Here is a 22,379-nt window from a genome sequence, read left to right as displayed (position 1 = left end):
GACGAGGCACCTCAGTCAAGCGAGCCCACACGGCATGCGGCAGAGCGCACACCCCCCGGACGCGGGCACTCCGTTCACACCCCGTGTGAAGGCGCCTCGACTAGTCTGGACGGGACCGAGCCATCGGAGGGCATCCATGCAGCCCAACACTCTGCTCGACGCGATCCTCGACGAAGCCGCCATCTCCCACGCGGGGCTCGCCGCGCATGTGAACCAGGCCGGCAAGTCCCGGGGCCTCGCGCTGCGTTACGAACACACGGCCGTGTCCCGCTGGCTGAAGGGGCAGCGTCCGCGGGGCCAGGTGCCCGACCTGATCTGCGAGGTGCTCGCCGCCCGGTTGCAGCGGCCCGTCACCCTGGACGACATCGGCCTCGGGGTGCCCGGCGTCCCCTCGGCCCGCGTCGGCTCGGCGGCCACGACGCTCTCCGGCTTCGTGGAGCGGGCCACCGCGCTGTGGCGCTCGGACGAACAGCAGCGCCCGCACCTGCTCGGCGCCCCCGCGGTCACCGGCACGCCCGCGGTGATGCCGGTCTGGGAGTGGGAGAACCCGCCGGACGACGTCGACGTCTCGCGCGGCGGCCGGCATCCCGTCAGCACGGCGGACATCGAGATGATGCGGGCCGCCCGCGCGCACTACGAGCAGATGTACCGGAAGACCGGCGGCGTCGCGACCCGCACCCGCATCGTCGGCTTCCTCAACGCAGAGGCGGCGCCCCTGCTGCGCGGAAGCTACACGGACGAGATGGGCCGCCAGCTGCACCGCTCCACGGGCGGCTTGGTGGCGATAGCGGGGATCTGCGCCTACGACTCCGACGCGCACGGCCTCGCCCAGCGCTACTTCCACCAGGCCCTGCGGCTCGCGAAGGCCAGCGGGGACATGGGGCTCGGGGCGTACGTGATCGCGCTGCTCGTCAACCAGTCGCTGTTCATGCGGGAGTACCGCCAGGCGGTGGCGTTCGCCGAGGCGGCGCTGCGGGCCGCGGGCCGTGACCTCACCCCGGCGCTCGCATCGGATCTGTACGCCATGCAGGCCAAGGCGTACGCGCACCTGGGCGACGGCAGGAGCGCGCTGTCGTGCATCAGGCGTGCCGAGGCCGCGGCCGACCGCATCCTGCGCGGCCGGGAGCCGGACGAGACGGGGTATGTGCAGCCCGGCCTCGTCAACGTACAGGTGGCGGAGGCACTGCTCAGCCTCGGGGATCTGACCAGTGCCCGGGAGCACGCCGCGGCGGCCGTGGACACCCCGGCGCACGACCGGGGCCGGGTCCACCGCCTCGCGATGCTCAGCCAGATCGAACTGCGCCAGGGAAACACCGACCGAGCGGTGGCCACGGCCGTCGAAATGGCGGAACAGGCGCGGGGCATGGAGTCGCAGCGGCTGCGCGACCGGCTGCGCGCGGTCCGCGAGCACCTGGTGCGCAGCGACTGCGCGGGTACCGCCGAGGCGGCCGAACTCATCGCGGGGGCGCTGCGCGTCCCGCTGTGACGCGCCGGTGGCGGCCCGGCTCCCGGGGCGTGCCGTCCACACCTCTCCGTGCCTCACACACTCTGCTCCGACCTTCCGCCTGCTGCGATATTGCCAGCAACTCGGCGGAAGGTGGCAGAACCGTGCAATGGACGAAACGAAACGAACAAACTGTATATGGCAATCGGTGGTTCACGGTCAATCTCGCGGATGTCGAACTGCCCGACGGCCGGCATCTGGACCACTTCCTCATACGGATGCGGCCCGTCGCCGTGGCCACCGTCGTCAACGAGGCCAACGAGGTCCTGCTCCTGTGGCGGCACCGCTTCATCACCGACAGCTGGGGATGGGAACTCGCGGCGGGCGTCGTCGAGGACGGCGAGGACATCGCGTACGCGGCGGCACGTGAGATGGAGGAGGAGACCGGTTGGCGGCCGGGCCCGCTGCGGCACCTGATGAGCGTCGAGCCCTCCAACGGGCTCACCGACGCCCGGCACCACATCTACTGGTCCGACGAAGGGACGTACGTGGGCCATCCGCAGGACGACTTCGAGTCGGACCGCCGTGAATGGGTCCCTCTCAAACTCGTGCCCGACATGGTGGCCCGCGGGGAGGTCCCGGCCGCCAACATGGCCGCGGCGCTGCTCCTCCTGCACCATCTGCGCCTCGGCCAGGACGCGCGCTAGCGTCGGCTAGCGCCCGATGGCCTGCCAGACCGCCACGGCCAGTGTCGCGACCGCCGCCAGGGCGACGATCGCGGGCAGCGGCCAGCGCGTGTGCTCCAAGGCGGCGACCCGGGTCTCCAGGGCCTGCACCGTCTTGGCGTTCTGGTCGTCGTGCTGTGTGAGCAACGCCAGCCGTCCGTCGACGCGGGCCAGACCCACGTCCAGGCTACGGCGTAACTCGGCGAATTCTTCCGGGACCACGGCACTCTCGCCGTCGGTGGTCACGAGTGCACTCCTCTCTGTAGTGGCGCGTCCCCCCTTCATCCGCACCGGTAGTGAACTCTCCTGGTGGACAGGGCGGGAGAGTGTGCGATGGGCATATGCGAGCCCGCTGCGCACACGGCGTGTGAACGCCGCGGGCCCGGCACTCGAAGGAGTGCCGGGCCCGTCGGGCACAGCCCGTGCGCGTACGGGGAGTGAATCGCTCCGGATGTCCGGCGCGCGCGGGCCGAACATCCCGGACGGAGCCGGAGAAGCCCCGGACGCGGGGGCAGCGGGCCTCAGACGTAGGTGTAGAAGCCCGAGCCCGACTTCCGGCCCAGGCGGCCCGCGTCGACCATCCGCTGGAGCAGCGGGGGAGCGGCGTACAGCGGCTCCTTGTACTCGGCGTACATCGAGTCGGCGACCGAGGCGACCGTGTCGAGGCCGATCAGGTCGGAGAGCTTGAGCGGGCCCATCGGGTGGGCGCAGCCCATCTCCATGCCGTTGTCGATGTCCTCGCGGCTGGCGATGCCCGACTCGAACATCCGGATCGCGGAGAGCAGATACGGGATGAGCAGCGCGTTGACCACGAAGCCCGAGCGGTCCTGGGCGCGGATCGCGTGCTTGCCGAGCACCTTCTCCACCATGACCTGGGCCCGGCTGATGGTGCCCTCGGACGTGGTGAGCGCGGGGATCAGCTCGACGAGCTGCTGCACCGGCGCCGGGTTGAAGAAGTGGATGCCGATGACCTGGTCGGGACGCGAGGTCGCGACGGCCAGCTTCACCAGCGGGATGGAGGAGGTGTTGGAGGCGAGAATCGCGTCCTGCCGGGTCACCACCTGGTCGAGCACCTGGAAGATCTCGGTCTTGACCTGCTCGTTCTCCACGACGGCCTCGATGACCAGGTCACGGTCGGAGAACTCGCCGAGGTCGGTGGTGAAGCTCAGGCGGGCCAGCGTCGCGTCGCGCTCCTCCTCGGAGATCTTGCCGCGCTCGGCCGCCTTGGAGAGCGAGTTGTACAGCCGCGTACGGCCGATCTCCAGGGCCTCACCGGTGGTCTCCGCGACCTTCACGTCAAGACCGGAGCGGGCGCAGACCTCCGCGATCCCGGCGCCCATCTGGCCACAGCCCACCACTCCGACGCGTGCGATATCGGTCATGGAGTCGGTCACCTCGTGCCTTTCGCTGATTACGGGGCCGGCAGGAACCCCCCGTTCGGACGCGGCGCCTGCCTCGGCCGTGAACGTTACTCCGCGACACGGGGTCCATGGCGTGCCGGGTCGGGCATGCTGTGCGCAACCGGCGACGGAGCCGGACGGATGCGAGCTCAGGGGCGTAACGATGAGGCATATGTCACGTCGGGGATTCTCGGTGCTGGCCGCGGCGACGGTCGCGGGCCTGACGTCGGCGGGGAGCGCGGCGGCGCATCCCGGCCGGCGTCCGCACAAGGGCCGCGAGCTGCGCGGCATGTGGCTGGCGACGGTGGTCAACCGCGACTGGCCCTCGAAGCCGGGGCTCACCGCGCAGGCGCAGCGCGGCGAGCTGCTCGCCTTCCTGGACTCCGCGGTGAACCGCAGACTCAACGCGGTGGTCTTCCAGGTGAGGCCCACCGCCGACGCGCTCTGGCCCTCGCCGCACGAGCCGTGGACGGAGTACCTCACCGGGGTCCAGGGCAAGGACCCGGGCTGGGACCCACTGGGCACCGCGGTGAAGGAGGCGCACAAGAGGGGCCTGGAGCTGCATGCGTGGTTCAACCCCTTCCGCATCGCGAATCACACCGACCCCTCGCGCCTGGTGGCCACCCACCCCGCACGCGTGCACCCCGACTGGGTCGTGCCGTACGGCGGGAAGCTCTACTACAACCCGGGCCTGCCCGAGGTGCGGCGCTTCGTGCAGGACGCGATGCTCGACGCGGTGCGGCGCTACGCCGTCGACGCCGTCCACTGGGACGACTACTTCTACCCGTATCCGGTGGCGGGGCAGGTCTTCGACGACGACGACGCCTTCGCCCGCCACGGCAAGGGATTCCCCGACCGCGCCTCCTGGCGGCGCGACAACATCGACCAGCTGGTGCGCGAGATGTCCGCCCGGGTGAAGAAGGCGCGGCCCGGCACCCGGTTCGGGGTCAGCCCGTTCGCGGTCTGGCGCAACATCGCGACCGACCCGACCGGGTCGGACACCAGGGCCGGGGTGCAGACGTACGACGACCTGTACGCGGACACCCGCGGCTGGGTGAGGAAGGGCTGGCTGGACTACATCGTCCCGCAGGTCTACTGGAACATCGGCTTCGCCGCCGCGGACTACGCCAAGCTCGTCCCGTGGTGGAACGAGGTCGTGCGGGGCACGGGCGTGAACCTGTACATCGGGGAGGCCCTCTACAAGGCGGGCGACCCGGCGCAGCCCGCGCCCTGGCAGGACCCGGCCGAGCTGTCCCGGCACCTCACGTTCGCCGAGCGGTACCGCGAGGTGCGCGGGCACGTCTACTTCTCCGCCAAGGAGGTCGGCGTCGACAAGAACGGCGCGATGGCGCGCGTGGTCGCCGACCACTACCAGAAGCCGGCGAAGCCGCCGCGCTGACGGTCTTGCGCCGAGCTAGCTCGCCGGGTCCTCGTGCCGTACGACGGTGTCGGGGCCCGGCGACAGCAGCGTCTCGTGGCCGTCCTCGAACCGGACGCGGTACGGCGGGCCGCCGTCCGCGCCGAGCACCTCGACGACCTCCGCGGTCCGGTCGTGCTGCCCGACGGTCCTGCCGTGCAGGACCAGCATGTCCCCTACGGTTGCGCGCATCTGGAGTACTCCCTCGTCCCGCTCTGCGGTCGCGATCCGTGGCGTCCAGTCTATGCCGGGAGGCGGCGGCAGGCGCCCGGCCGGACGCCGGACGAGTCAGCCCCGGGCCCTCTGGGTGACGGCGATGCAGACCAGCACGGCGGCCGCCGTGACGGGCGCGGCGACGGGCAGGTGCTCGCCCAGCAGGAACACCGACCAGACCAGCGTGAGCAGCGGCTGGGCGAGCTGGAGCTGGCTGGCCTTGGGCACCCCGATGGCCGCCATGCCCCGGTACCAGACGACCAGGCCGAGGAACTGCGAGCCGATCGCGGCGTAGAGCAGGCCCGCCGTGCTGTGCCCGGTGAGCTGGAACGACTCGTGCCGGAGGGCGACGAACGCCCCCACGGCGTTGAGCGGCAGGCAGAGCATCAGGCCCCAGCCGATGACCTGCCAGCCCGGCATCTCGCGGGCCAGCCGGCCGCCCTCGGTGTAGCCCGCCGCGCAGATCAGGAGCGCGCCGAAGAGGTAGAGGTCGGCGCCGGTCAGGGCGCCGCCGCTCTGCTGCACGGTGAAGGCGATGACGGCGGCGGCCCCGGCGAGCGCCGCCACCCAGAACGTCCGCGAGGGGCGCGCCCCGGTGCGCAGCGCCGACAGGACGGCGGTCGTCAGGGGGAGCAGTCCCACGACGACGGCGGCGTGAGCGGTGGTGGAGGTCTGGAGCGCGAGCGTGGTGAGCAGCGGGAACCCGACGACGACGCCGGCGCCGACCACCGCGAGGCCCGGCCAGTGGCGGCGGTGCGGGACCGGGACGCGCAGGGCCAGCAGGCAGCCGCCGGCGATGAGCGCGCTCAGGGCGCCGCGCAGCGTCACCAGGCTCCAGGGGCCGATGCCCTCCAGGCCCCAGGCGGTGGCGGGGAAGGTGAGCGAGAAGGCGACGACGCCAAGGGCGGCCATCAGGGTGCCGGTCCGGCGTTGGCCGGTGGCGTCGGTGACCGCCGGGCGGTCGGCGGGGCCGGTCGCTGGGGTGACCGCTATCCGCTCCGGGCGGGTAGCGCTATCCTGTGCTGTCATGCATGACGGTAGCAGTGTCGATGAACTGGCGAAACAGCTGAAGAAGGAGCTGGATCGCTACTCCCCCGGTGGAAAGCTGCCGTCGAGCCGGGCGCTCGTCGAGCGGTTCAGGGTGAGCCCCGTGACCGTGTCGCGCGCCCTGGGGCAGCTCGCCGCCGAAGGCCTCGTCGTCACCCGCCCCGGCGCCGGGGTCTTCCGCGCCGAGCCGCAGGCCTCCGCCGCGCCCGCCGGCGACACCTCGTGGCAGGAGGTGTCCCTGAGCGCCGACGCCACGGCGGAGCTGGTGCCGCGCGCCGTCGACGCCTCCGGGGTGCTCGCCACGCTCGCCGCGCCCGCGCCCGGCGTCATCGAGTTCAACGGCGGCTATCTCGACCCCGCCCTCCAGCCCGAGCGCGCGATGGCGGCGGCGCTCGCGCGGGCCGGGCGGCGGCCGGGAGCGTGGGGCAGGCCCCCGATCGACGGGCTCCCCGAGCTGCGGGAGTGGTTCGCGCGCGGCATCGGCGGGGCGATCACGGCCGCGGAGGTGCTGATCACCGCCGGCGGCCAGAGCGGTCTCACCACCGCGCTGCGGGCGCTCGCGCCGCCGGGGGCGCCGGTGCTCGTGGAGTCGCCCACCTATCCGGGGATGCTGGCCATCGCCCGCGCGGCCGGGCTGCGGCCCGTGCCGGTGCCGGTCGACACGGACGGGGTGCGCCCGCATCTCCTGGAGGCCGCCTTCCGGGCCACCGGCGCGAAGGTCTTCGTCTGCCAGCCGCTCTTCCAGAACCCGACGGGGGCCGTGCTCTGCGCCGAGCGGCGCCCGGAGGTCCTGCGGATCGCCCGCGCCGCAGGGGCGTTCGTCATCGAGGACGACTTCGTGCGCCGCCTGGTCCACGAGGACGCGGGCCCGCTGCCGCGCCCGCTCTCCTCCGACGACCACGACGGCGTCGTCGTCCACGTCTGCTCGCTCACCAAGGCCACGTCGCCGAGCTTCCGGGTGAGCGCGCTCGCGGCCCGCGGTCCGGTCCTGGAACGGCTGCGCGCCATCCAGGTCGTCGACCACTTCTTCGTGCCGAGGCCGCTCCAGGAGGCGGCACTCGAACTGGTCGGCTCCCCGGCCTGGCCGCGCCACCTGCGCGCCGTCTCGGGGGAGTTGCGGGTCCGCAGGGACGCCATGGCCGCGGCCCTGCGGCTGCGCGTCCCCGACCTTGCGGTGCCGCACATCCCGGCGGGCGGCTACAACCTCTGGGTGCGGCTGCCCGACGGCGTCGACGAGACGGCCCTCGCCTCGGCGTCCCTGCGCGCGGGCGTGGCCGTGGCCCCCGGCCGCCCCTACTTCGCGGCGGAACCCCCGGCCGCCCACGTCCGCCTCAGCTTCGCGGCGGTCGCGAGCGTCGCCGAGATCCAGGAGGGCGTACGGAGGCTGCGGGCCGCCTGCGACGAGGTGGGCGGCTAACCGCGCACGTAGTCCGTGACGAGCAGGAGGTCCTTGGCCGGACCGCCCACCCGCCAGCGCGAGCGCCAGCGGTCCCGGTCGTACACCTCGAACTCGCCGCGGTAGAGGTCCCGCGCGCACGGGTGGTCGACGGTGTGCCGGCCCGCGCGGAGGTCGAGGCCGTGGAAGAAGCGTCCGTCGGCGAACTCCACGCGGACGGTGCCCGGCTCGTCACCCGCGAGGAACCGCAGGGTCCGCTCGGCGGGGCGCGCGACGCCGCGCCAGGTGAAGGTCCCCGACTCCCGGTGCAGGAGCCCGCTTCCGCCGACGCCGGGCAGCGCGGAGAACACCGTCGTACCGGCGAAACGGCCCTCGGACCCGTCCCCGAGATCGACGACGTCACGGGTGACGAGCCACTCGCCCGCGAGGTGGGCGAGGGCGTCGGGGACGGGGTGGAAGACGGGCGGCATGACCGCAGATTACGCGGCCCGGCCCGCTGGGGCCGCGGGGGCCTAGCTGTCCACCACCGCCATGCTGCGGTCGTCGTACCGGGTACCGGCGACGCGTTCCGCGGGGGCCGCCGCGTCGATCGCCGCGAGGTCGGCGGCGGTCAGTTCCAGGGTGGCCGCCGCCACGTTCTCCAGCAGGTACTTCTCGCGGCGCGTGCCGGGGATCGGGACGACGTCGTCGCCGCGGTGCTGCACCCAGGCGAGCGCGAGCTGCCCGGCGGTGACGCCCTTCTCGGCGGCGAGCGCGTTCAGGGCGTCCACGATGGCGAGGTTCCGCTCCAGGTTGCCGTCGGCGAAGCGGGGCTGCGTGCGCCGCAGATCGTCCTCGGGGAGCCCGTCGAGCGAGGTGTAGCGGCCGGTGAGGAAGCCGCGCCCGAGCGGTGAGAACGGGACGAGGCCGATGCCCAGCTCGCGGCAGACCGGGGCGATCTCCGCCTCCAGGTCCCTGGTCCACAGCGACCACTCGCTCTGCAGCGCGGCGATCGGGTGCACGGCGTGCGCCCGGCGGATCGTGCGCGCACTGGCCTCGGAGAGCCCGAGGTGGCGCACCTTGCCCGCCGCGACCAGCTCGGAGAGCGCGCCGACGGTCTCCTCGATCGGCACGTCCTTGTCGACGCGGTGCACGTAGTACAGGTCGATGTGGTCGACGCCGAGCCGCCGCAGCGAGGCGTCGCACGCCTCGCGCACGTACGCCGCGTCGCCCCGGATGCGCAGCGGTTCGCCGAGGCGGTTCGCGAAGCCGAACTTCGTCGCCACGACGGCCCCCTCGCGCCGCGAACCGGCGAGGGCACGGCCGATGAGCTGCTCGTTGTGGCCGCTGCCGTAGAAGTCGGAGGTGTCGAGGAGGGTGACGCCGAGGTCGAGGGCCCGGTGGATCGTCGCGATCGACTGCGCGTCGTCCGACGTGCCGTAGCCGTGGCTCATCCCCATGCATCCGAGCCCCTGCGCCGAGACGGTCAGCGCGCCGAGCCGACGCGTGGGAAGGCTGCTCATGGTGTACCTCCTGGCTGGTGCTCCGTGGTCGGTCCCGACCCTAGGAGCTGGAGCGGACTCCAGGTCAAGGCGGCGGCCGTACGGGGCTTGCCACAGGGCGGTTGACCGGTCGGCCACCGTGGTCCCGGGCCCGGCCGGAGACGTCGTCCCGCGGGGCGGGAAGCTGCCCGCCACCGACGTGACCGGCGCGAAGCCGAAGGCCCTGCGCCGACGGCGCCCCCGGCGCGGGCGAGCCGTTCGGCGGGGGACGCGCCCCGCGGGAGCCGCCACCCCGCCAGCGCCCCCAGCGCCGCCACCGCCGCGAGGGCCGTCAGCGTCGGGCCCATCGCCGCGAGGAACGCGGCTTCCGGGCCGGTGGCGGGCGGGGCGAAGGCCGTCATCAGGGTGGTCGCCGTGGCGATGCCCAGGACCGGGCCCACGTTCATCGCCGTCTGCTGGAGGCCGCCCGCCACCCCGGCCCACTCCGGCGGGGCCTGCCGGACCACCACCGCCGTCGCGGCCACCATCACCGTGCCGAAGCCCGCGCCGGCCAGCAGGAATCCGCCGCAGGCCGGCACCGCCCCGGAGCCCTCGTCCAGACGGGAGAGGGTGAGGACGCCCAGTGTCAGCAGCGCCATCGCCGTCGTGACCGTCCGCCGCGGGCCCTGCCGCCGCAGCACCACCGCCGCGAGCGGCGCGCTCACCACCATCATGGCCGCGAGCGGCAGCGCCCGTACCGCGCTGTCCAAGGGGTCGAGCGACAGGACGTCCTGGAGGAAGTACGTCGCCACGAAAAGCGTGCCGAACATCGCGGCGGACGCCGCCACCAGGACGGCGAGGGCAGGTCCCGCCGCCGTCGGGCCGAGGAGGCGCGGCGGCACCAGGGGGCTCGCCGTCCGGCGCTCGCGGCGCGCGAACGCCGTGCCCGCCGCCACGGCCACCAGCGCCCCGGCCGCGGTGGCCGCCGTCCAGCCGTGTTCCGGGACGCCGACCAGCGTGTGCACGAGGCAGGCCAGCGTCACCGCGAGGAGCCCGGCCCCCGGCAGGTCGAGGGCGGAAGCGGGGCCCTCGCGCGGCGGTTCCGGCACGCGGACCAGCAGCGCGAGCAGCCCGATCGCCAGCGCGGGCGCCACGCTCAGGAAGAAGACCGAACGCCACCCGAGCCAGGTGGCGAGCGCCCCGCCGAGCAGCGGCCCGGCGGCAGCCGCGAGGCCGATGGCGCTGGTCCGCAGCGCGAGGGGCATGCCGAGCCGCTCCGGCGGGAACGCCGCCCGCAGCATCCCCAGCGTGGCCGGCTGCGACAGCGCGCCGAAGACGCCCTGGGCGACGCGCAGCCCGATGACCCAGCCGACGCCGGGCGCGAGGCCGACGCCGGCCGAGGCGAGCGCGAAGCCGAGCGTGCCGACGGCGAAGAGCCGCCGGTGGCCGTACCGGTCGCCGAGCCGCCCCGCGAAGACGAGCAGGCTCGCCACGGCGATCAGATAGCCGGTGCTGGTCCACTGGACCTCGGCGAACGAGGCGCCCAGATCGCGTTGCAGGGCCGGCTGCGCGACCGTGAGCACGGTGCCGTCCAGGGCGACGACCACGGCGCCGAGGACACCGCACGCCAGGGTCAGGTTCCGCTGGGCCGAGGTGGGCGCGGTCATGGCCGCGCCGGGCCGACGTGCGCGTCCAGCGCGGCGTCGATCAGCGGCTCCACGTCCGCGGCCCCGGAGGCGAGCGCGAGGCTGCCCCAGACCCAGAGCTGCGCGATGCCGTGCAGGTTCGCCCACAGCGCCCCCGCGGCGACCCGCGGCCCGACGCCGTGGCCGCCGGCCTGCGGGCGCGCCTCGGCGACCAGGCCGACCAGGACGTCGAAGAGCGGCAGGCTGGTCTCCCGCAGCCCGAGCCCTTCGCTTTCGAGCAGGTCGTGGCGGAACATCAGCTCGAACATCCCCCGGTGCGCCCCGGCGAAGCCGACGTACGCACGGCTCAGCGCCTTCAGCCGCGCGCGGGCGTCCCCGCGGCCCTTGCCCCCGGCCGCCCGCTCCACCTCCGCCGCGAGATCCGTGAAGCCCCGGCGGGCGATCGCGGAGAGCAGCGCCACGTGGGTGGGGAAGTGGCGCCGGGGCGCCCCGTGCGACACCCCCGCCCTGCGGGCGATCTCCCGCAGGGTCAGCGCCTGCACCCCCTCGGCCTCCACGAGGTCCACGCCGACGTCCACCAGCCGGGCCCGCAGCCCGGAGTCCTGTTCACTCATAGACACTGTCTACCGCACCGCGTAGACAGTGTCTACCAAGATTCGGGCCCCAGGGGCACTGTCCGTGAGGGGGGAGGTACGAGATATCTTGATGTCGAGCAATGTTGCAGACGCGGAGCGGAGCACCCGGTGACTGACTCGACCATCATCTACACCCACACTGACGAGGCCCCGGCCCTGGCGACCCATTCGTTCTTGCCGGTGGTCCAGGCCTACGCCTCGACGGCGGGTGTCAGCGTGGAGACCCGCGACATCTCGCTCGCGGGCCGCATCATCGCGAGCTTCCCCGAGCGTCTCGATGAGGGCCAGCGCATCAACGACGCCCTCGCCGAGCTCGGCGAACTCGCCAAGACGCCGCAGGCGAACATCATCAAGCTGCCGAACATCTCGGCCTCGATCCCGCAGCTCAAGGCCGCGATCGCCGAGCTGCAGGGCCAGGGCTACGCGCTCCCCGACTACCCGGACGACCCGAAGACCGACGAGGAGCGCGACATCCGCGCCCGCTACGACAAGGTCAAGGGCAGCGCCGTCAACCCGGTCCTGCGCGAGGGCAACTCCGACCGCCGCGCCCCCGCGTCGGTCAAGAACTACGCCAAGGCCCACCCGCACCGCATGGGCGCCTGGACGGCCGACTCCAAGACGAACGTCGCCACCATGGGCGAGAACGACTTCCGCTCGACCGAGAAGTCCGCGGTCATCTCCGAGGCCGGCTCCCTGCGCATCGAGCTGACCGGTGACGACGGCTCCACCACGGTCCTGCGCGAGTCCGTGCCGGTCCTCGCGGGCGAGGTCGTCGACGCCTCCGTGATGCGCGTCGCCGCGCTCCGCGAGTTCCTCAAGGAGCAGGTCGCCCGCGCCAAGGCCGAGGGCGTCCTCTTCTCCGTGCACCTCAAGGCCACGATGATGAAGGTCTCCGACCCGATCGTCTTCGGCCACGTGGTCCGTGCCTTCTTCCCGAAGACCTTCGCCGCGTACGGCGACGTCCTCGCCGCCGCCGGCCTGACCCCGAACGACGGTCTCGGCGGCATCTTCAAGGGCCTGGACTCGCTGGCCGACGGCGAGAAGATCAAGGCGTCCTTCGAGGCCGAGCTGGCCGAGGGCCCCGAGCTCGCCATGGTCGACTCCGACAAGGGCATCACCAACCTGCACGTCCCCAGCGACGTCATCGTGGACGCCTCCATGCCGGCCATGATCCGCACCTCCGGCCACATGTGGGGCCCGGACGGCGCCGAGCACGACACCCTCGCCGTCCTCCCGGACAGCAGCTACGCGGGCATCTACCAGGTCGTCATCGACGACTGCCGCGCCAACGGCGCCTTCGACCCGTCGACGATGGGCTCGGTCCCGAACGTCGGCCTGATGGCGCAGAAGGCCGAGGAGTACGGCAGCCACGACAAGACCTTCGAGATCCCGGCCACGGGCACCGTGCGCGTCGTCGACGGAGCGGGCGAGGTCGTCCTGGAGCAGACCGTCGCCGCCGGTGACATCTTCCGCATGTGCCAGACCAAGGACGCGCCGATCCAGGACTGGGTGAAGCTCGCCGTCACCCGCGCCCGTGCCACCGGCAGCCCGGCCGTCTTCTGGCTGGACGAGAGCCGCGCCCACGACGCCGTGCTCATCGGCAAGGTCGAGCGCTACCTCGCCGACCACGAGACCGAGGGCCTGGACATCCGGGTCATGTCGCCGGTCGAGGCCACCGCGTTCTCCCTGGAGCGCATCCGGCGGGGCGAGGACACCATCTCCGTCACCGGCAACGTCCTGCGCGACTACCTCACGGACCTCTTCCCGATCCTGGAGCTGGGCACCAGCGCCAAGATGCTCTCGGTGGTCCCGCTGATGAACGGCGGCGGCCTCTTCGAGACGGGCGCGGGCGGCTCGGCCCCGAAGCACGTCCAGCAGCTCGTCAAGGAGAACTACCTGCGCTGGGACAGCCTGGGCGAGTTCCTGGCCCTCGCGGTCAGCTTCGAGCACCTGGCCACCACCACGGGCAACGCGCGCGCCCAGATCCTGGCCGACACCCTGGACCGCGCCACAGCCACGTTCCTGGAGAACGACAAGTCGCCGAGCCGTCGCCTCGGCGGCATCGACAACCGCGGCAGCCACTTCTACCTCGGCCTGTACTGGGCGCAGGAGCTGGCCAAGCAGACCGAGGACGCGGAGCTCGCCGAGGCGTTCGCCGCCCTCGCCAAGACGCTCTCCGAGCAGGAGCAGGCCATCGTCGACGAGCTGATCGCGGTGCAGGGCAGCCCGGCCGACATCGGCGGCTACTACCAGCCCGACGCGGCCAAGGCCTCCGCGGTCATGCGCCCGTCCGCGACGCTCAACCAGGCGCTGTCGATCCTGGGCTGACGTCCGCGCGCACCGAGGTCCTCGGTACGTGAGAAAGGGGGCCTCCCGCCGACCGGCGGGAGGCCCCCTCCACGTGCGTACGGGGCTACGAGCGCCGGCGGGGCCTGCCGCGCTTGGCGGCCTTGGGGCGGGCCACGGGCTTCTTCTTCGGCTGGGCCGCGCCCCTGGGCTTGGCCTTGGCCTTGTCCTGCGGCTTCTCCTGCGTGGCCGGGGCCTGCGCACGGCCGCGCGAGCTGTTGACGGTGCGGCCGCGGACGATGCCGATGAAGTCCTCGACCTGGTCCGTGGTGGCCGCCTCCGGCCACGACAGGGCCACCCGTGACTCCGGGGCGTCCGTGACGGGGCGGTAGGTGAGGTCCTTGCGGTGGTGCAGCCGGGCGAGGGACTGCGGGACGACGAGTACGCCGATGCCCGCGGCGACCAGTTCGACGGCGTCCTCGGTGGTGGCGGGGCGCTCGTGCGCGGGCAGGCCGGGGCGTCGCTCCCAGGTGAGCGTGTCGTCGAGGGGGTGGAGCACGACCTCGTCGGCGAGGTCCGCCGCGGAGACCTCGTCGACCGCGGCGACGACGTGGTCCTTGGGGATTACGACGACCGTCGTCTCGGTGTAGAGGGGGATCGCGCTGAGGTCCGTACGGTCGACGGGCAGCCGGACGAAGCCGGCGTCGGCGTCGCCCGCCCGCAGCACGTCGGGTGCTTCGGCGGCGGACACCTGCACGAGGGTCAGCGGGACGTCGGGCAGCCGCTCGTTCCAGATCCGCACCCACTTGGTGGGCGTCACCCCCGGGACGTAGGCGAGCCGGAACGAAGGGGTTGTTTCCGAGCCTGTCACGTCGCCAGGCTACCCGCCGTGGTCAGCGGCGGCGCACACGCTCGATACCCTTGACCCCATGACGTCGCACCAGACCACCCAGACCATGAAGCCCGCGACCGCGGCGAAGAAGCTGGGTGTGTACCTTCCGGCCACCCCCGCAGAGTTCCAGGAGGGCGTGGTCTCGCGCGGCGAGCTGAACGCGCTCCAGGCCGACCCGCCCGAGTGGCTGCGCGAGCTGCGCCGCACCGGACCGCACCCCCGCCCCGTCGTCGCCGCCAAGCTCGGCGTCTCCATCGCGGGCCTCGCCCGCGGCGGGGTCACCGAGCCGCTCACCACCGAGCAGATCGAGGCCCTGAAGCAGGAGCAGCCCGGCTGGCTCCGCCAGGAGCGCGCCGTCCAGGCCGACGTCCGCAAGGAAGCGGTGCGGATCAAGGAGAAGCGGGCCGAGCAGGCGGAGCGGGACGCGGCCCGCGAGGACGCCCCCCGCGCCTGAGAGCCCGAGACGCGGGGAGGCCTCCGGCCGGGCCCCGCGGCTCAGCGGTCGCCGGGCTCCGGCTCGTCCGGCCGGACCAGCAGGGTGAACCAGACCGTCTTGCCGGCGGTGTCGGGCCGGGTGCCCCAGGCGTGGGCGAGGGCGTCGACCAGGAGCAGGCCCCGGCCGTCTTCCTCGGTGCTCTCCGCGAGCCGGGCCCTGGGCCGGGGCGTGCTGTGGTCGGTGATCTCCACGCCGAGTTCGCGCGCGCTGTGCCACAGGCGCAGATGCAGCGGCCCCCGCGCGTGACGGACCCCGTTCGTCAGCAGCTCGGAGGTGAGGAGCAGCGCGGAGTCGGTCAGTTCGGCCAGGCCCCACTCGGTGAGCTTCTCGCTCAGGAAGCGCCGCCCGGCGGGGACGGACACGGGCTCGCACGCCAGCTCCCGCGCCGCGATGTCGAGCGGCGCGGTGGGGAACCCGACGAGCAGCAGCGTCACGCCGTCGGCGTGCGACGCGGTGTCGGGGAGCAGGGTGCGCAGGACGTGGTCCGCGGCCCGCTCCAGGTCCTCGGTGGTGTCGAAGACGCCCTCAAGGGCACTGGTCAGCCGGTCGAGCTGCTGGTCGATGTCGGTGCTCGACGTCTCCACGAGGCCGTCGGTGTAGAGGGCGAGGGTCGTCCCCGCCCGCAGCGGCAGCCGCACCTGCTGGTGCGGCACCCCGCCCACCCCCAGCGGCAGCCCCGTCGGCACCGGGAGCTCGCGGACCTTGGAGTCCGGATCGACGAGGAGCACCGGCAGATGACCGGCCGAGCACACGGTGATCTCGCCCTGGGTCGGGTCGGCCTCCAGGTAGAGGCACGTGACGAATGGCTCGGGCAGATCGCGGGTGAACGCGTCGAGGGTCTGCATCAGCTCGCACGCCGGGAGCCCGGCCAGCGCCAGGGCGCGGCCCGCGGAGCGGAGCTGCCCCATCACCACGGCCGCGTCCATGCCGCGCCCCATGACGTCGCCGATGAAGACCCCGACGCGGCCGGCCCCCAGGTCGATCAGGTCGAGCCAGTCGCCGCCGACCCCCTGGCCCTGGGTCGACGGCAGATAGCGGCTCGCGGTGCGGGCGCCCGGGATGCGCTTGGCCGACCCCATGAGGTTGAGGGCCAGCGCGATCTGCCGCTGCTGGGCGTACAGCTCGGTGAGCTCCGCCTCGGCCCTCTTGCGTTCGGTGATGTCGCGCATGACGGAGCAGGCGGTGGTGATGGCGCCGTCGGCGCTGCGGATGGGCCACAGGGTGACGTCGATGTCGAGGACGCGTCCGTCACTGGTGGTCCGGCGGGTCTCGTAGTGCTCGATGCGGATGCCGCGGGCGATCCGGGAGAGGAGATGCGCTTCCTCGTCCTGGAGATCGGGGGGTACGAGCAGGCCGACGTGGCTGCCGATGGCTTGTGCGGGGGTGTATCCGTACAGGCGGTGCGCGGCGGCGTTCCAGAAGGTGATCTCGCCGTCGAGCGTCTTCATGAGAATGGCGTCCTGTGAGGACTCCACCAGCTCCCTGAACAGCTCATGCCGGCCCTCGGCGCCCCGCACGGTTTCCACAGACGTCATCGGTGCCTCGTTTCGCGTGCCTCCTGCCCCCTTGGGTGGCATGAGCGCTACTCCAGCACACGCGCCGCCGCCGGCCCGGGCCTGCGAGAAATTCGCCGTTATCGCTTCGCTGTTGTCGCTTTGTGCACGATGCGGACGGGGTCGGTGCCGCATCGGGACTGCGGGGCCGTGCCCCGCCCCGCAGCCCCGGACCCGTGCTTCAGGCCAGGAGCGCGGCGTGCTCCCGCGCCGACTCGGCGGCCCGCTCCAGGGACTGCCGCGCCGACTCCTCGGCCTGCGGCACCAGCTCGGCCATGGCGGGGTTGACGGCGGCCATCGTGAGCTCGCGCGTGATGACCTCGACCTGGAGGCCGAGCCCGTCGCCGAGCACCTTCTCCAGGTAGTTGGTGTCGAACTCGAAGCCCGCCCGCGGCGTGCCGGGGCGGTAGGAGCCGCCGCGCGAGGACGCGACCACGGCCCGCTTGCCGGACGGGGCCACGTCCGGGCCGAACGTCCGCCCCGCCAGGATGACGTGGTCGAGCCACGCCTTGAGGGTGGAGGGGATCGTGAAGTTGTACATGGGGGCGCCGATGAGGACCACGTCGGCCTTCTCGAACTCGGCGATCAGCTCCTCGCGCAGCGGCGGGACGGACGCGGCGGTGACGGTGGCGGCATCCAGGTGCGGCACGGGGGCGGCGGCCAGGTCGCGGTAGACGACGCTGCCCTGCGGGTGCTCCTCCTCCCAGGCCTTGCGGAAGGCGTCGGTGAGCCGGCGGGAGCCGGAACGCTCCAGGGGGGACAGGGACGAGTCGATGTGCAGCAGAACGGCCATGAGAGGTGCTCCTCGGTGGTGGGCGCGCGTGGCGCGCGGTATGCGGTGGACCGGCGCACGGGAGCGGCGCCGCTCACTGACTTCGTAAGCTGCTTACGAAGTAACAGTAGCGCACTTTTTGTTAGTGACTAAGTGGTAGGCGGTATCATGAAGGCATGGCAGAGGAGTGGCGGGACACGGGGCAGTGCGCAGGAGTGGGTGACGCGGTCGAGCGCGTCTTCCTTCTCCTGGGCAAACGCTGGAACGGCGTGATCCTCGCCAGCCTGATGAGCGGCCCCGGCCGCTTCGCCGAGCTGCGCCGCGCGGTCAACGGGATCAGCGAGCGCATGCTCTCCGACCGCCTCGCCGAGCTCGGAGAGGCCGGCCTGGTCGTCCGCGAAGTGGACGCGGGCCCGCCGCTGCGCGTCTCCTACCGGCTGACTCCCGCGGGCGAGGCCCTGCGGCCGGCCCTGCGGGAACTCGGCGACTGGGCCGAGCGGTTCCTGGGCGCGTCCGAGCGCGGCGGCTGCCCCTCCATGCGGCAGCCGCGGCCCGCGGACGCGCGGAACGCCTAGCGCCCCGGGCAGGCGCGGGGCCTGTCGCCCGGCCCTCGTTGAACAGATCTTCAATTGCATAAAAGTGCGGCTATGCGTATAGTCATGCCATCCAAGAGGAGGGTTCCATGGCGGTACGCGCAGCAGTGGCAGGGGCGAGTGGGTACGCGGGCGGCGAGCTGCTGCGTCTGCTGCTCGTCCACCCCGAGGTGGAGATCGGCGCCCTGACCGGGAACTCGAACGCGGGGCAGCGCCTGGGCGGCCTCCAGCCGCATCTTCTTCCGCTCGCCGACCGCGTCCTCGAACCGACGACCCCCGAGGTCCTCGCGGGCCACGACGTCGTGTTCCTGGCCCTGCCGCACGGGCAGTCCGCGGCCGTCGCCGAGCAGCTCGGCCCCGACGTCCTCGTCGTCGACATGGGCGCCGACTTCCGGCTGGAGGCCGCGGCGGACTGGGAGAGGTTCTACGGCAGCCCGCACGCGGGCACCTGGCCCTACGGCCTGCCCGAACTGCCCGGCCGCCGCGCCGCCCTGGCAGGCGCCAAGCGCGTGGCCGTGCCCGGCTGCTACCCCACCGCCGTCTCGCTCGCCCTCTTCCCCGCGTACGCCGCGGACCTGGTGGAGCACGAGGCGGTGATCGTCGCCGCCTCCGGCACCTCCGGCGCGGGCAAGGCCGCCAAGCCGCACCTGCTCGGCTCCGAGGTGATGGGCAGCATGTCGCCGTACGGCGTGGGCGGCGGGCACCGGCACACCCCCGAGATGGTCCAGAACCTCAGCGCCGCGGCCGGCGCCCCCGTCTCCGTGTCCTTCACGCCGACGCTGGCGCCGATGCCCCGCGGCATCCTCGCCACGTGCAGCGCGAAGGCCAGGGAGGGCGTCACCGCCGACAGCGTGCGGGCCGCGTACGAGAAGGCCTTCGCCGACGAGCCGTTCGTCCGGCTGCTGCCCGAGGGGCAGTGGCCCGCGACCGCCGCGGTGTACGGCTCGAACGCCGTGCAGATCCAGGCGGCGTACGACGAGAGCGCCGGCCGCGTCATCGTGATCAGCGCCATCGACAACCTCACCAAGGGCACCGCGGGCGGCGCCCTGCAGAGCATGAACATCGCCCTCGGCCTCGACGAGGCCACCGGGCTCACAACGATCGGAGTCGCGCCGTGAGTGTGACGGCAGCCAAGGGATTCACGGCGGCGGGCATCGCCGCCGGCATCAAGGAGAACGGCAACCCCGACCTGGCCCTCGTGGTCAACACCGGGCCCCGCCTGGCCGCCGCAGGAGTCTTCACCTCCAACCGCGTCAAGGCCGCCCCCGTCCTCTGGTCGGAGCAGGTGCTCAAGGGCGGCCTCGTCTCCGCCGTCGTCCTCAACTCCGGTGGTGCCAACGCCTGCACGGGGCCGCAGGGCTTCCAGGACACGCACGCCACCGCCGAGAAGGTCGCCGAGACGCTGTCGCTGAACGCGGGCGAGGTCGCCGTCGCCTCGACGGGGCTCATCGGCGTGACGCTCCCCATGGACAAGCTCCTGCCGGGCGTCGAGAAGGCCGCCGGTGAACTCTCCGCGCACGGCGGCGAGAAGGCCGCCATCGCCATCAAGACCACCGACAGCGTGCACAAGACCTCCGTGGCCGCCAGGGACGGCTGGACCGTCGGCGGCATGGCCAAGGGCGCGGGCATGCTCGCCCCCGGCCTCGCCACGATGCTCGTCGTGCTCACCACCGACGCCGACGTGGAGGCCGGTCTCCTGGACACGGCGCTGCGCGACGCCACCCGCGTCACCTTCGACCGGGTCGACTCCGACGGCTGCATGTCCACCAACGACACCGTCCTGCTGCTCGCCTCCGGCGCGTCCGGAGTCACCCCGGAGCACGCCGAGTTCGCCGACGCCGTCCGCGAGGTCTGCGCGGACCTCGGCCGCCAGCTCATCGGGGACGCCGAGGGCGCCAGCAAGGACATCAAGGTCGAGGTCGTGAACGCCGCGAGCGAGGCCGACGCCGTCGAGGTCGGCCGGTCCATCGCCCGCAACAACCTCCTCAAGTGCGCCCTGCACGGCGAGGACCCCAACTGGGGCCGGGTGCTCTCCGCCATCGGCACGACGTCCGCCGCCTTCGAGCCCGACCGGCTCAACGTCGCCATCAACGGCGTCTGGGTCTGCAAGAACGGCTCCGTCGGCGAGGACCGCGACCTGGTCGACATGCGCTACCGCGAGATCGTCGTCACCGCCGACCTCGCGGCCGGCGCCGAGACCGCGACGATCTGGACCAACGACCTCACCGCCGACTACGTCCACGAGAACAGCGCGTACAGCTCATGAGCGCGCGCAAGCACACCGCGCTGCCCAAGGCGCAGATCCTCGTCGAGGCGCTGCCCTGGCTGACCCGGCACCGCGGCAAGACCGTCGTCATCAAGTTCGGCGGCAACGCCATGGTCGACGAGGAGCTGAAGGCCGCCTTCGCCCAGGACGTGGTCTTCCTGCACCACGCCGGCCTCAAGCCCGTGGTCGTGCACGGCGGCGGCCCGCAGATCAGCAAGGCGCTGGACCGGCACGGCATCGTCAGCGAGTTCAAGGCGGGCCTCCGCGTCACCACCGAGGACGCGATGGACGTCGTACGCATGGTGCTCGCGGGACAGGTGCAGCGCGAACTGGTCGGCCTGCTCAACCGGCACGGCCCGCTCGCCGTCGGGCTCACCGGCGAGGACGCGCACACCATCACCGCCACCAAGCACCAGCCGCGCATCGAGGGCGAACTGGTCGACATCGGCCGTGTCGGCGAGATCACCGAGATCGACACGGGCGCCATCGAGGCGCTGCTCGCCGACGGCCGCATCCCGGTGGTCTCCTCGATCGCCCGCTCCGAGGACGACGGACATGTCTACAACGTCAATGCTGATACGGCGGCTGCGGCACTCGCTGCGGCGCTTGGCGCCGAGACCCTGATGGTCCTGACCGACGTCGAGGGGCTCTACGAGGACTGGCCCGACTCCGACGAGGTCATCAGCAGGCTCACCGCGCTGGAGCTCGAAAGGCTCCTGCCCGAGCTGGCCAGCGGCATGGTCCCCAAGATGGAGGGCTGTCTGCACGCCGTGCGCAACGGCGTGAACACCGCCCGGGTCATCGACGGGCGCGTCCAGCACTCGATCCTGCTGGAGATCTTCACCGACGAGGGCATCGGCACCATGGTCGTGCCCGACCGGATCGAGCCCGACCAGGCAGAGCCCGACCAGGCAGTGGGGGAGTCATGAGCAACCAGGAGCTGACCGCGCGCTGGCAGGGCGCGCTCATGGACAACTACGGCACGCCCAAGCTGCCCCTGGTGCGCGGCGAGGGCAGCAGGCTGTGGGACGCCGACGGCAACGCGTACGTCGACTTCGTCGGCGGCATCGCCGTCAACGCGCTCGGCCACGCCCACCCGGCCGTCGTCGAGGCCGTGAGCGCCCAGATCGGCGCCCTCGGCCATGTGTCGAACCTCTTCGTCGCCGAGCCGCCCGTCACGCTCGCCGAACGGCTGCTCCAGCTCTTCGGCCGTGCGGGGCGCGTGTACTTCTGCAACTCCGGGGCGGAGGCCAACGAGGGCGCCTTCAAGATCGGCAGGCTGACGGGCAGGCCGCACATGGTCGCCACCCAGGGCGGCTTCCACGGCCGGACCATGGGTGCGCTCGCCCTCACCGGACAGCCCGGCAAGCAGCAGCCGTTCGTCCCGTTGCCCGGCGAGGTCACGCACGTCCCGTACGGTGACGCCGAGGCGCTGCGGGCGGCGGTCACCACCGACACCGCCTTCGTGATCATCGAGCCGATCCAGGGCGAGAACGGCGTCGTGGTGCCACCCGCCGGGTACCTGAAGGCGGCCAGGGAGATCACCAGGGCCACCGGGACGCTCCTCGTCCTCGACGAGGTGCAGACCGGGATCGGGCGGACGGGGCACTGGTTCGAGCACCTGGCGCACGAAGGCGTCGAGCCCGACGTCGTCACACTCGCGAAGGGTCTCGGCGGCGGTCTGCCGCTCGGTGCGACCGTGGCGTTCGGCGCCGCGGCGGAGCTCTTCAGGCCCGGTCACCACGGCACGACGTTCGGCGGCAACCCCGTCGCGTGCGCCGCGGGGCTCGCCGTCGTCGACACCATCGCCGCGGAGGGGCTGCTGGAGAACACCAAGCGGGCCGGGGAGAAGCTGCGGGACACGATCGAGTCACTCGGTCACCCGCTCGTGAACCACGTCAGGGGCGCGGGCCTGCTGCTGGGTATCGTGCTCACCGAGCCGCTCGCGCCACGGGTGCAGCAGGCGGCTCAGGACGCCGGCTTCCTGGTGAACGTGCCCGCCCCCGATGTCGTACGGCTGATGCCGCCGCTGAACGTGCGCGACGACGAGGTGGACGCGTTCCTCCGGGCGCTGCCCGGCGTACTGGACAAGGCCGCCGAGACGGCCCACGGGGACGGACGATCCGGAGAATGAGACG

22 protein-coding genes are annotated in these 22,379 nt (G+C 72.8%); 11 read left to right on the top strand and 11 right to left on the bottom strand.

Going from position 1 to position 22,379, the window contains the following annotated elements; genetic code table 11:
* Nucleotides 1-136 precede the first annotated feature (136 nt).
* Entirely contained in the window at nucleotides 137-1,486 is a 1,350-nt protein-coding gene (locus DCW30_RS20530) for an NsdA family TPR-like regulatory protein (RefSeq protein ID WP_076687062.1), read from the top strand.
* A gap of 122 nt (nucleotides 1,487-1,608) precedes the next feature.
* Nucleotides 1,609-2,151 carry an NUDIX hydrolase gene (locus tag DCW30_RS20525; RefSeq protein WP_062779382.1) on the top strand — a complete coding sequence of 181 codons (543 nt, stop codon included), beginning with the start codon at nucleotides 1,609-1,611 and terminating at the stop codon, nucleotides 2,149-2,151.
* Nucleotides 2,152-2,157: 6 nt separating this feature from the next.
* Here the strand turns inward: DCW30_RS20525 and DCW30_RS20520 are convergent, their stop codons facing one another.
* Complete coding sequence (locus DCW30_RS20520; RefSeq protein WP_076687063.1) at nucleotides 2,158-2,415, bottom strand: hypothetical protein; 258 nt, start codon at nucleotides 2,413-2,415, stop codon at nucleotides 2,158-2,160.
* Between the two features lie 275 nt (nucleotides 2,416-2,690).
* Complete coding sequence (locus DCW30_RS20515) at nucleotides 2,691-3,551, bottom strand: 3-hydroxybutyryl-CoA dehydrogenase (protein WP_062779737.1); 861 nt, start codon at nucleotides 3,549-3,551, stop codon at nucleotides 2,691-2,693.
* Nucleotides 3,552-3,732: 181 nt separating this feature from the next.
* On the opposite strand from DCW30_RS20515, the gene DCW30_RS20510 reads away from it, so the two are divergent.
* Nucleotides 3,733-4,968 (top strand): glycoside hydrolase family 10-like protein, encoded by a 1,236-nt coding sequence (locus DCW30_RS20510; protein WP_076687064.1) that lies wholly within the window; start codon nucleotides 3,733-3,735, stop codon nucleotides 4,966-4,968.
* A 15-nt stretch (nucleotides 4,969-4,983) separates the two neighbouring features.
* On the opposite strand, the gene DCW30_RS20505 is transcribed toward DCW30_RS20510, so the two are convergent.
* Together DCW30_RS20505 and DCW30_RS20500 are read right to left on the bottom strand one after the other, a co-directional pair.
* Nucleotides 4,984-5,178 (bottom strand): DUF1918 domain-containing protein, encoded by a 195-nt coding sequence (locus DCW30_RS20505; RefSeq protein WP_062779388.1) that lies wholly within the window; start codon nucleotides 5,176-5,178, stop codon nucleotides 4,984-4,986.
* Nucleotides 5,179-5,274: 96 nt separating this feature from the next.
* Nucleotides 5,275-6,228, bottom strand: a complete 954-nt coding sequence (locus DCW30_RS20500; RefSeq protein ID WP_076687065.1) for a DMT family transporter — start codon at nucleotides 6,226-6,228, stop codon at nucleotides 5,275-5,277.
* On the opposite strand from DCW30_RS20500, the gene DCW30_RS20495 reads away from it, so the two are divergent.
* Nucleotides 6,227-7,663 (top strand): aminotransferase-like domain-containing protein, encoded by a 1,437-nt coding sequence (locus DCW30_RS20495; protein WP_076687066.1) that lies wholly within the window; start codon nucleotides 6,227-6,229, stop codon nucleotides 7,661-7,663. The two genes, DCW30_RS20500 and DCW30_RS20495, sit on opposite strands and share 2 nt — an antisense overlap.
* Here DCW30_RS20495 and DCW30_RS20490 read toward each other — a convergent pair.
* The 4 genes from DCW30_RS20490 to DCW30_RS20475 are packed head-to-tail and all read right to left on the bottom strand — an operon-like array spanning nucleotide 7,660 to nucleotide 11,362.
* On the bottom strand, nucleotides 7,660-8,112 hold the full coding sequence (locus DCW30_RS20490) for a DUF6314 family protein (RefSeq protein ID WP_062779396.1): 453 nt from the start codon (nucleotides 8,110-8,112) through the stop codon (nucleotides 7,660-7,662). The genes DCW30_RS20495 and DCW30_RS20490 overlap by 4 nt on opposite strands.
* Nucleotides 8,113-8,154: 42 nt before the next feature.
* Nucleotides 8,155-9,144 (bottom strand): aldo/keto reductase, encoded by a 990-nt coding sequence (locus tag DCW30_RS20485; protein ID WP_062779739.1) that lies wholly within the window; start codon nucleotides 9,142-9,144, stop codon nucleotides 8,155-8,157.
* Nucleotides 9,141-10,769 carry an MFS transporter gene (locus DCW30_RS20480; RefSeq protein WP_076687067.1) on the bottom strand — a complete coding sequence of 543 codons (1,629 nt, stop codon included), beginning with the start codon at nucleotides 10,767-10,769 and terminating at the stop codon, nucleotides 9,141-9,143. The genes DCW30_RS20485 and DCW30_RS20480 overlap by 4 nt, the downstream gene beginning before the upstream one ends.
* On the bottom strand, nucleotides 10,766-11,362 hold the full coding sequence (locus DCW30_RS20475; RefSeq protein WP_076687068.1) for a TetR/AcrR family transcriptional regulator: 597 nt from the start codon (nucleotides 11,360-11,362) through the stop codon (nucleotides 10,766-10,768). Before DCW30_RS20475 ends, DCW30_RS20480 begins: the two co-directional genes overlap by 4 nt.
* Nucleotides 11,363-11,491: 129 nt before the next feature.
* Here DCW30_RS20475 and DCW30_RS20470 point away from each other — a divergent pair, with 129 nt between their 5' ends.
* Nucleotides 11,492-13,711 (top strand): NADP-dependent isocitrate dehydrogenase, encoded by a 2,220-nt coding sequence (locus DCW30_RS20470; protein ID WP_076687069.1) that lies wholly within the window; start codon nucleotides 11,492-11,494, stop codon nucleotides 13,709-13,711.
* Nucleotides 13,712-13,796: 85 nt separating this feature from the next.
* Here the strand turns inward: DCW30_RS20470 and DCW30_RS20465 are convergent, their stop codons facing one another.
* A complete protein-coding gene (locus DCW30_RS20465; RefSeq protein ID WP_076687070.1) occupies nucleotides 13,797-14,540 on the bottom strand; it encodes a LysR family substrate-binding domain-containing protein in 744 nt (247 codons plus the stop codon).
* A 58-nt stretch (nucleotides 14,541-14,598) separates the two neighbouring features.
* Here DCW30_RS20465 and DCW30_RS20460 point away from each other — a divergent pair, with 58 nt between their 5' ends.
* Nucleotides 14,599-15,015, top strand: a complete 417-nt coding sequence (locus DCW30_RS20460; RefSeq protein WP_076687071.1) for a DUF5997 family protein — start codon at nucleotides 14,599-14,601, stop codon at nucleotides 15,013-15,015.
* A gap of 41 nt (nucleotides 15,016-15,056) precedes the next feature.
* On the opposite strand, the gene DCW30_RS20455 is transcribed toward DCW30_RS20460, so the two are convergent.
* The gene (locus DCW30_RS20455) at nucleotides 15,057-16,592 is read right to left on the bottom strand and encodes a SpoIIE family protein phosphatase (RefSeq protein WP_079250190.1); all 1,536 of its coding nucleotides are present in this window, start codon (nucleotides 16,590-16,592) and stop codon (nucleotides 15,057-15,059) included.
* 199 nt (nucleotides 16,593-16,791) lie between these two features.
* Nucleotides 16,792-17,403 (bottom strand): FMN-dependent NADH-azoreductase, encoded by a 612-nt coding sequence (locus tag DCW30_RS20450; protein ID WP_076687072.1) that lies wholly within the window; start codon nucleotides 17,401-17,403, stop codon nucleotides 16,792-16,794.
* A 155-nt stretch (nucleotides 17,404-17,558) separates the two neighbouring features.
* Between DCW30_RS20450 and DCW30_RS20445 the strand changes: the two genes are divergently transcribed.
* The 5 genes from DCW30_RS20445 to DCW30_RS20425 all read left to right on the top strand — a co-directional run bounded on the left by DCW30_RS20445 (nucleotide 17,559) and on the right by DCW30_RS20425 (nucleotide 22,375).
* Nucleotides 17,559-17,957, top strand: coding sequence for a winged helix-turn-helix transcriptional regulator (locus DCW30_RS20445; RefSeq protein WP_076687073.1), 399 nt, complete (start codon nucleotides 17,559-17,561; stop codon nucleotides 17,955-17,957).
* A gap of 107 nt (nucleotides 17,958-18,064) precedes the next feature.
* Complete coding sequence (gene argC / locus DCW30_RS20440) at nucleotides 18,065-19,093, top strand: N-acetyl-gamma-glutamyl-phosphate reductase (RefSeq protein ID WP_076687074.1); 1,029 nt, start codon at nucleotides 18,065-18,067, stop codon at nucleotides 19,091-19,093.
* Nucleotides 19,090-20,241, top strand: a complete 1,152-nt coding sequence (argJ, locus tag DCW30_RS20435; protein WP_076687075.1) for a bifunctional glutamate N-acetyltransferase/amino-acid acetyltransferase ArgJ — start codon at nucleotides 19,090-19,092, stop codon at nucleotides 20,239-20,241. Before argC ends, argJ begins: the two co-directional genes overlap by 4 nt.
* Nucleotides 20,238-21,170 carry an acetylglutamate kinase gene (gene argB, locus DCW30_RS20430; RefSeq protein WP_076687076.1) on the top strand — a complete coding sequence of 311 codons (933 nt, stop codon included), beginning with the start codon at nucleotides 20,238-20,240 and terminating at the stop codon, nucleotides 21,168-21,170. Before argJ ends, argB begins: the two co-directional genes overlap by 4 nt.
* Complete coding sequence (locus tag DCW30_RS20425; protein WP_076687077.1) at nucleotides 21,167-22,375, top strand: acetylornithine transaminase; 1,209 nt, start codon at nucleotides 21,167-21,169, stop codon at nucleotides 22,373-22,375. The genes argB and DCW30_RS20425 overlap by 4 nt, the downstream gene beginning before the upstream one ends.
* Nucleotides 22,376-22,379 lie beyond the last annotated feature (4 nt).

The sequence above is a fragment of the Streptomyces alfalfae genome, assembly GCF_004127445.1.
In the GTDB taxonomy this organism is placed as follows: domain Bacteria; phylum Actinomycetota; class Actinomycetes; order Streptomycetales; family Streptomycetaceae; genus Streptomyces; species Streptomyces alfalfae.
The sequence above is the reverse complement of the archived record's forward strand: the minus strand, read 5'-3'. Positions and strand labels throughout refer to the sequence as shown.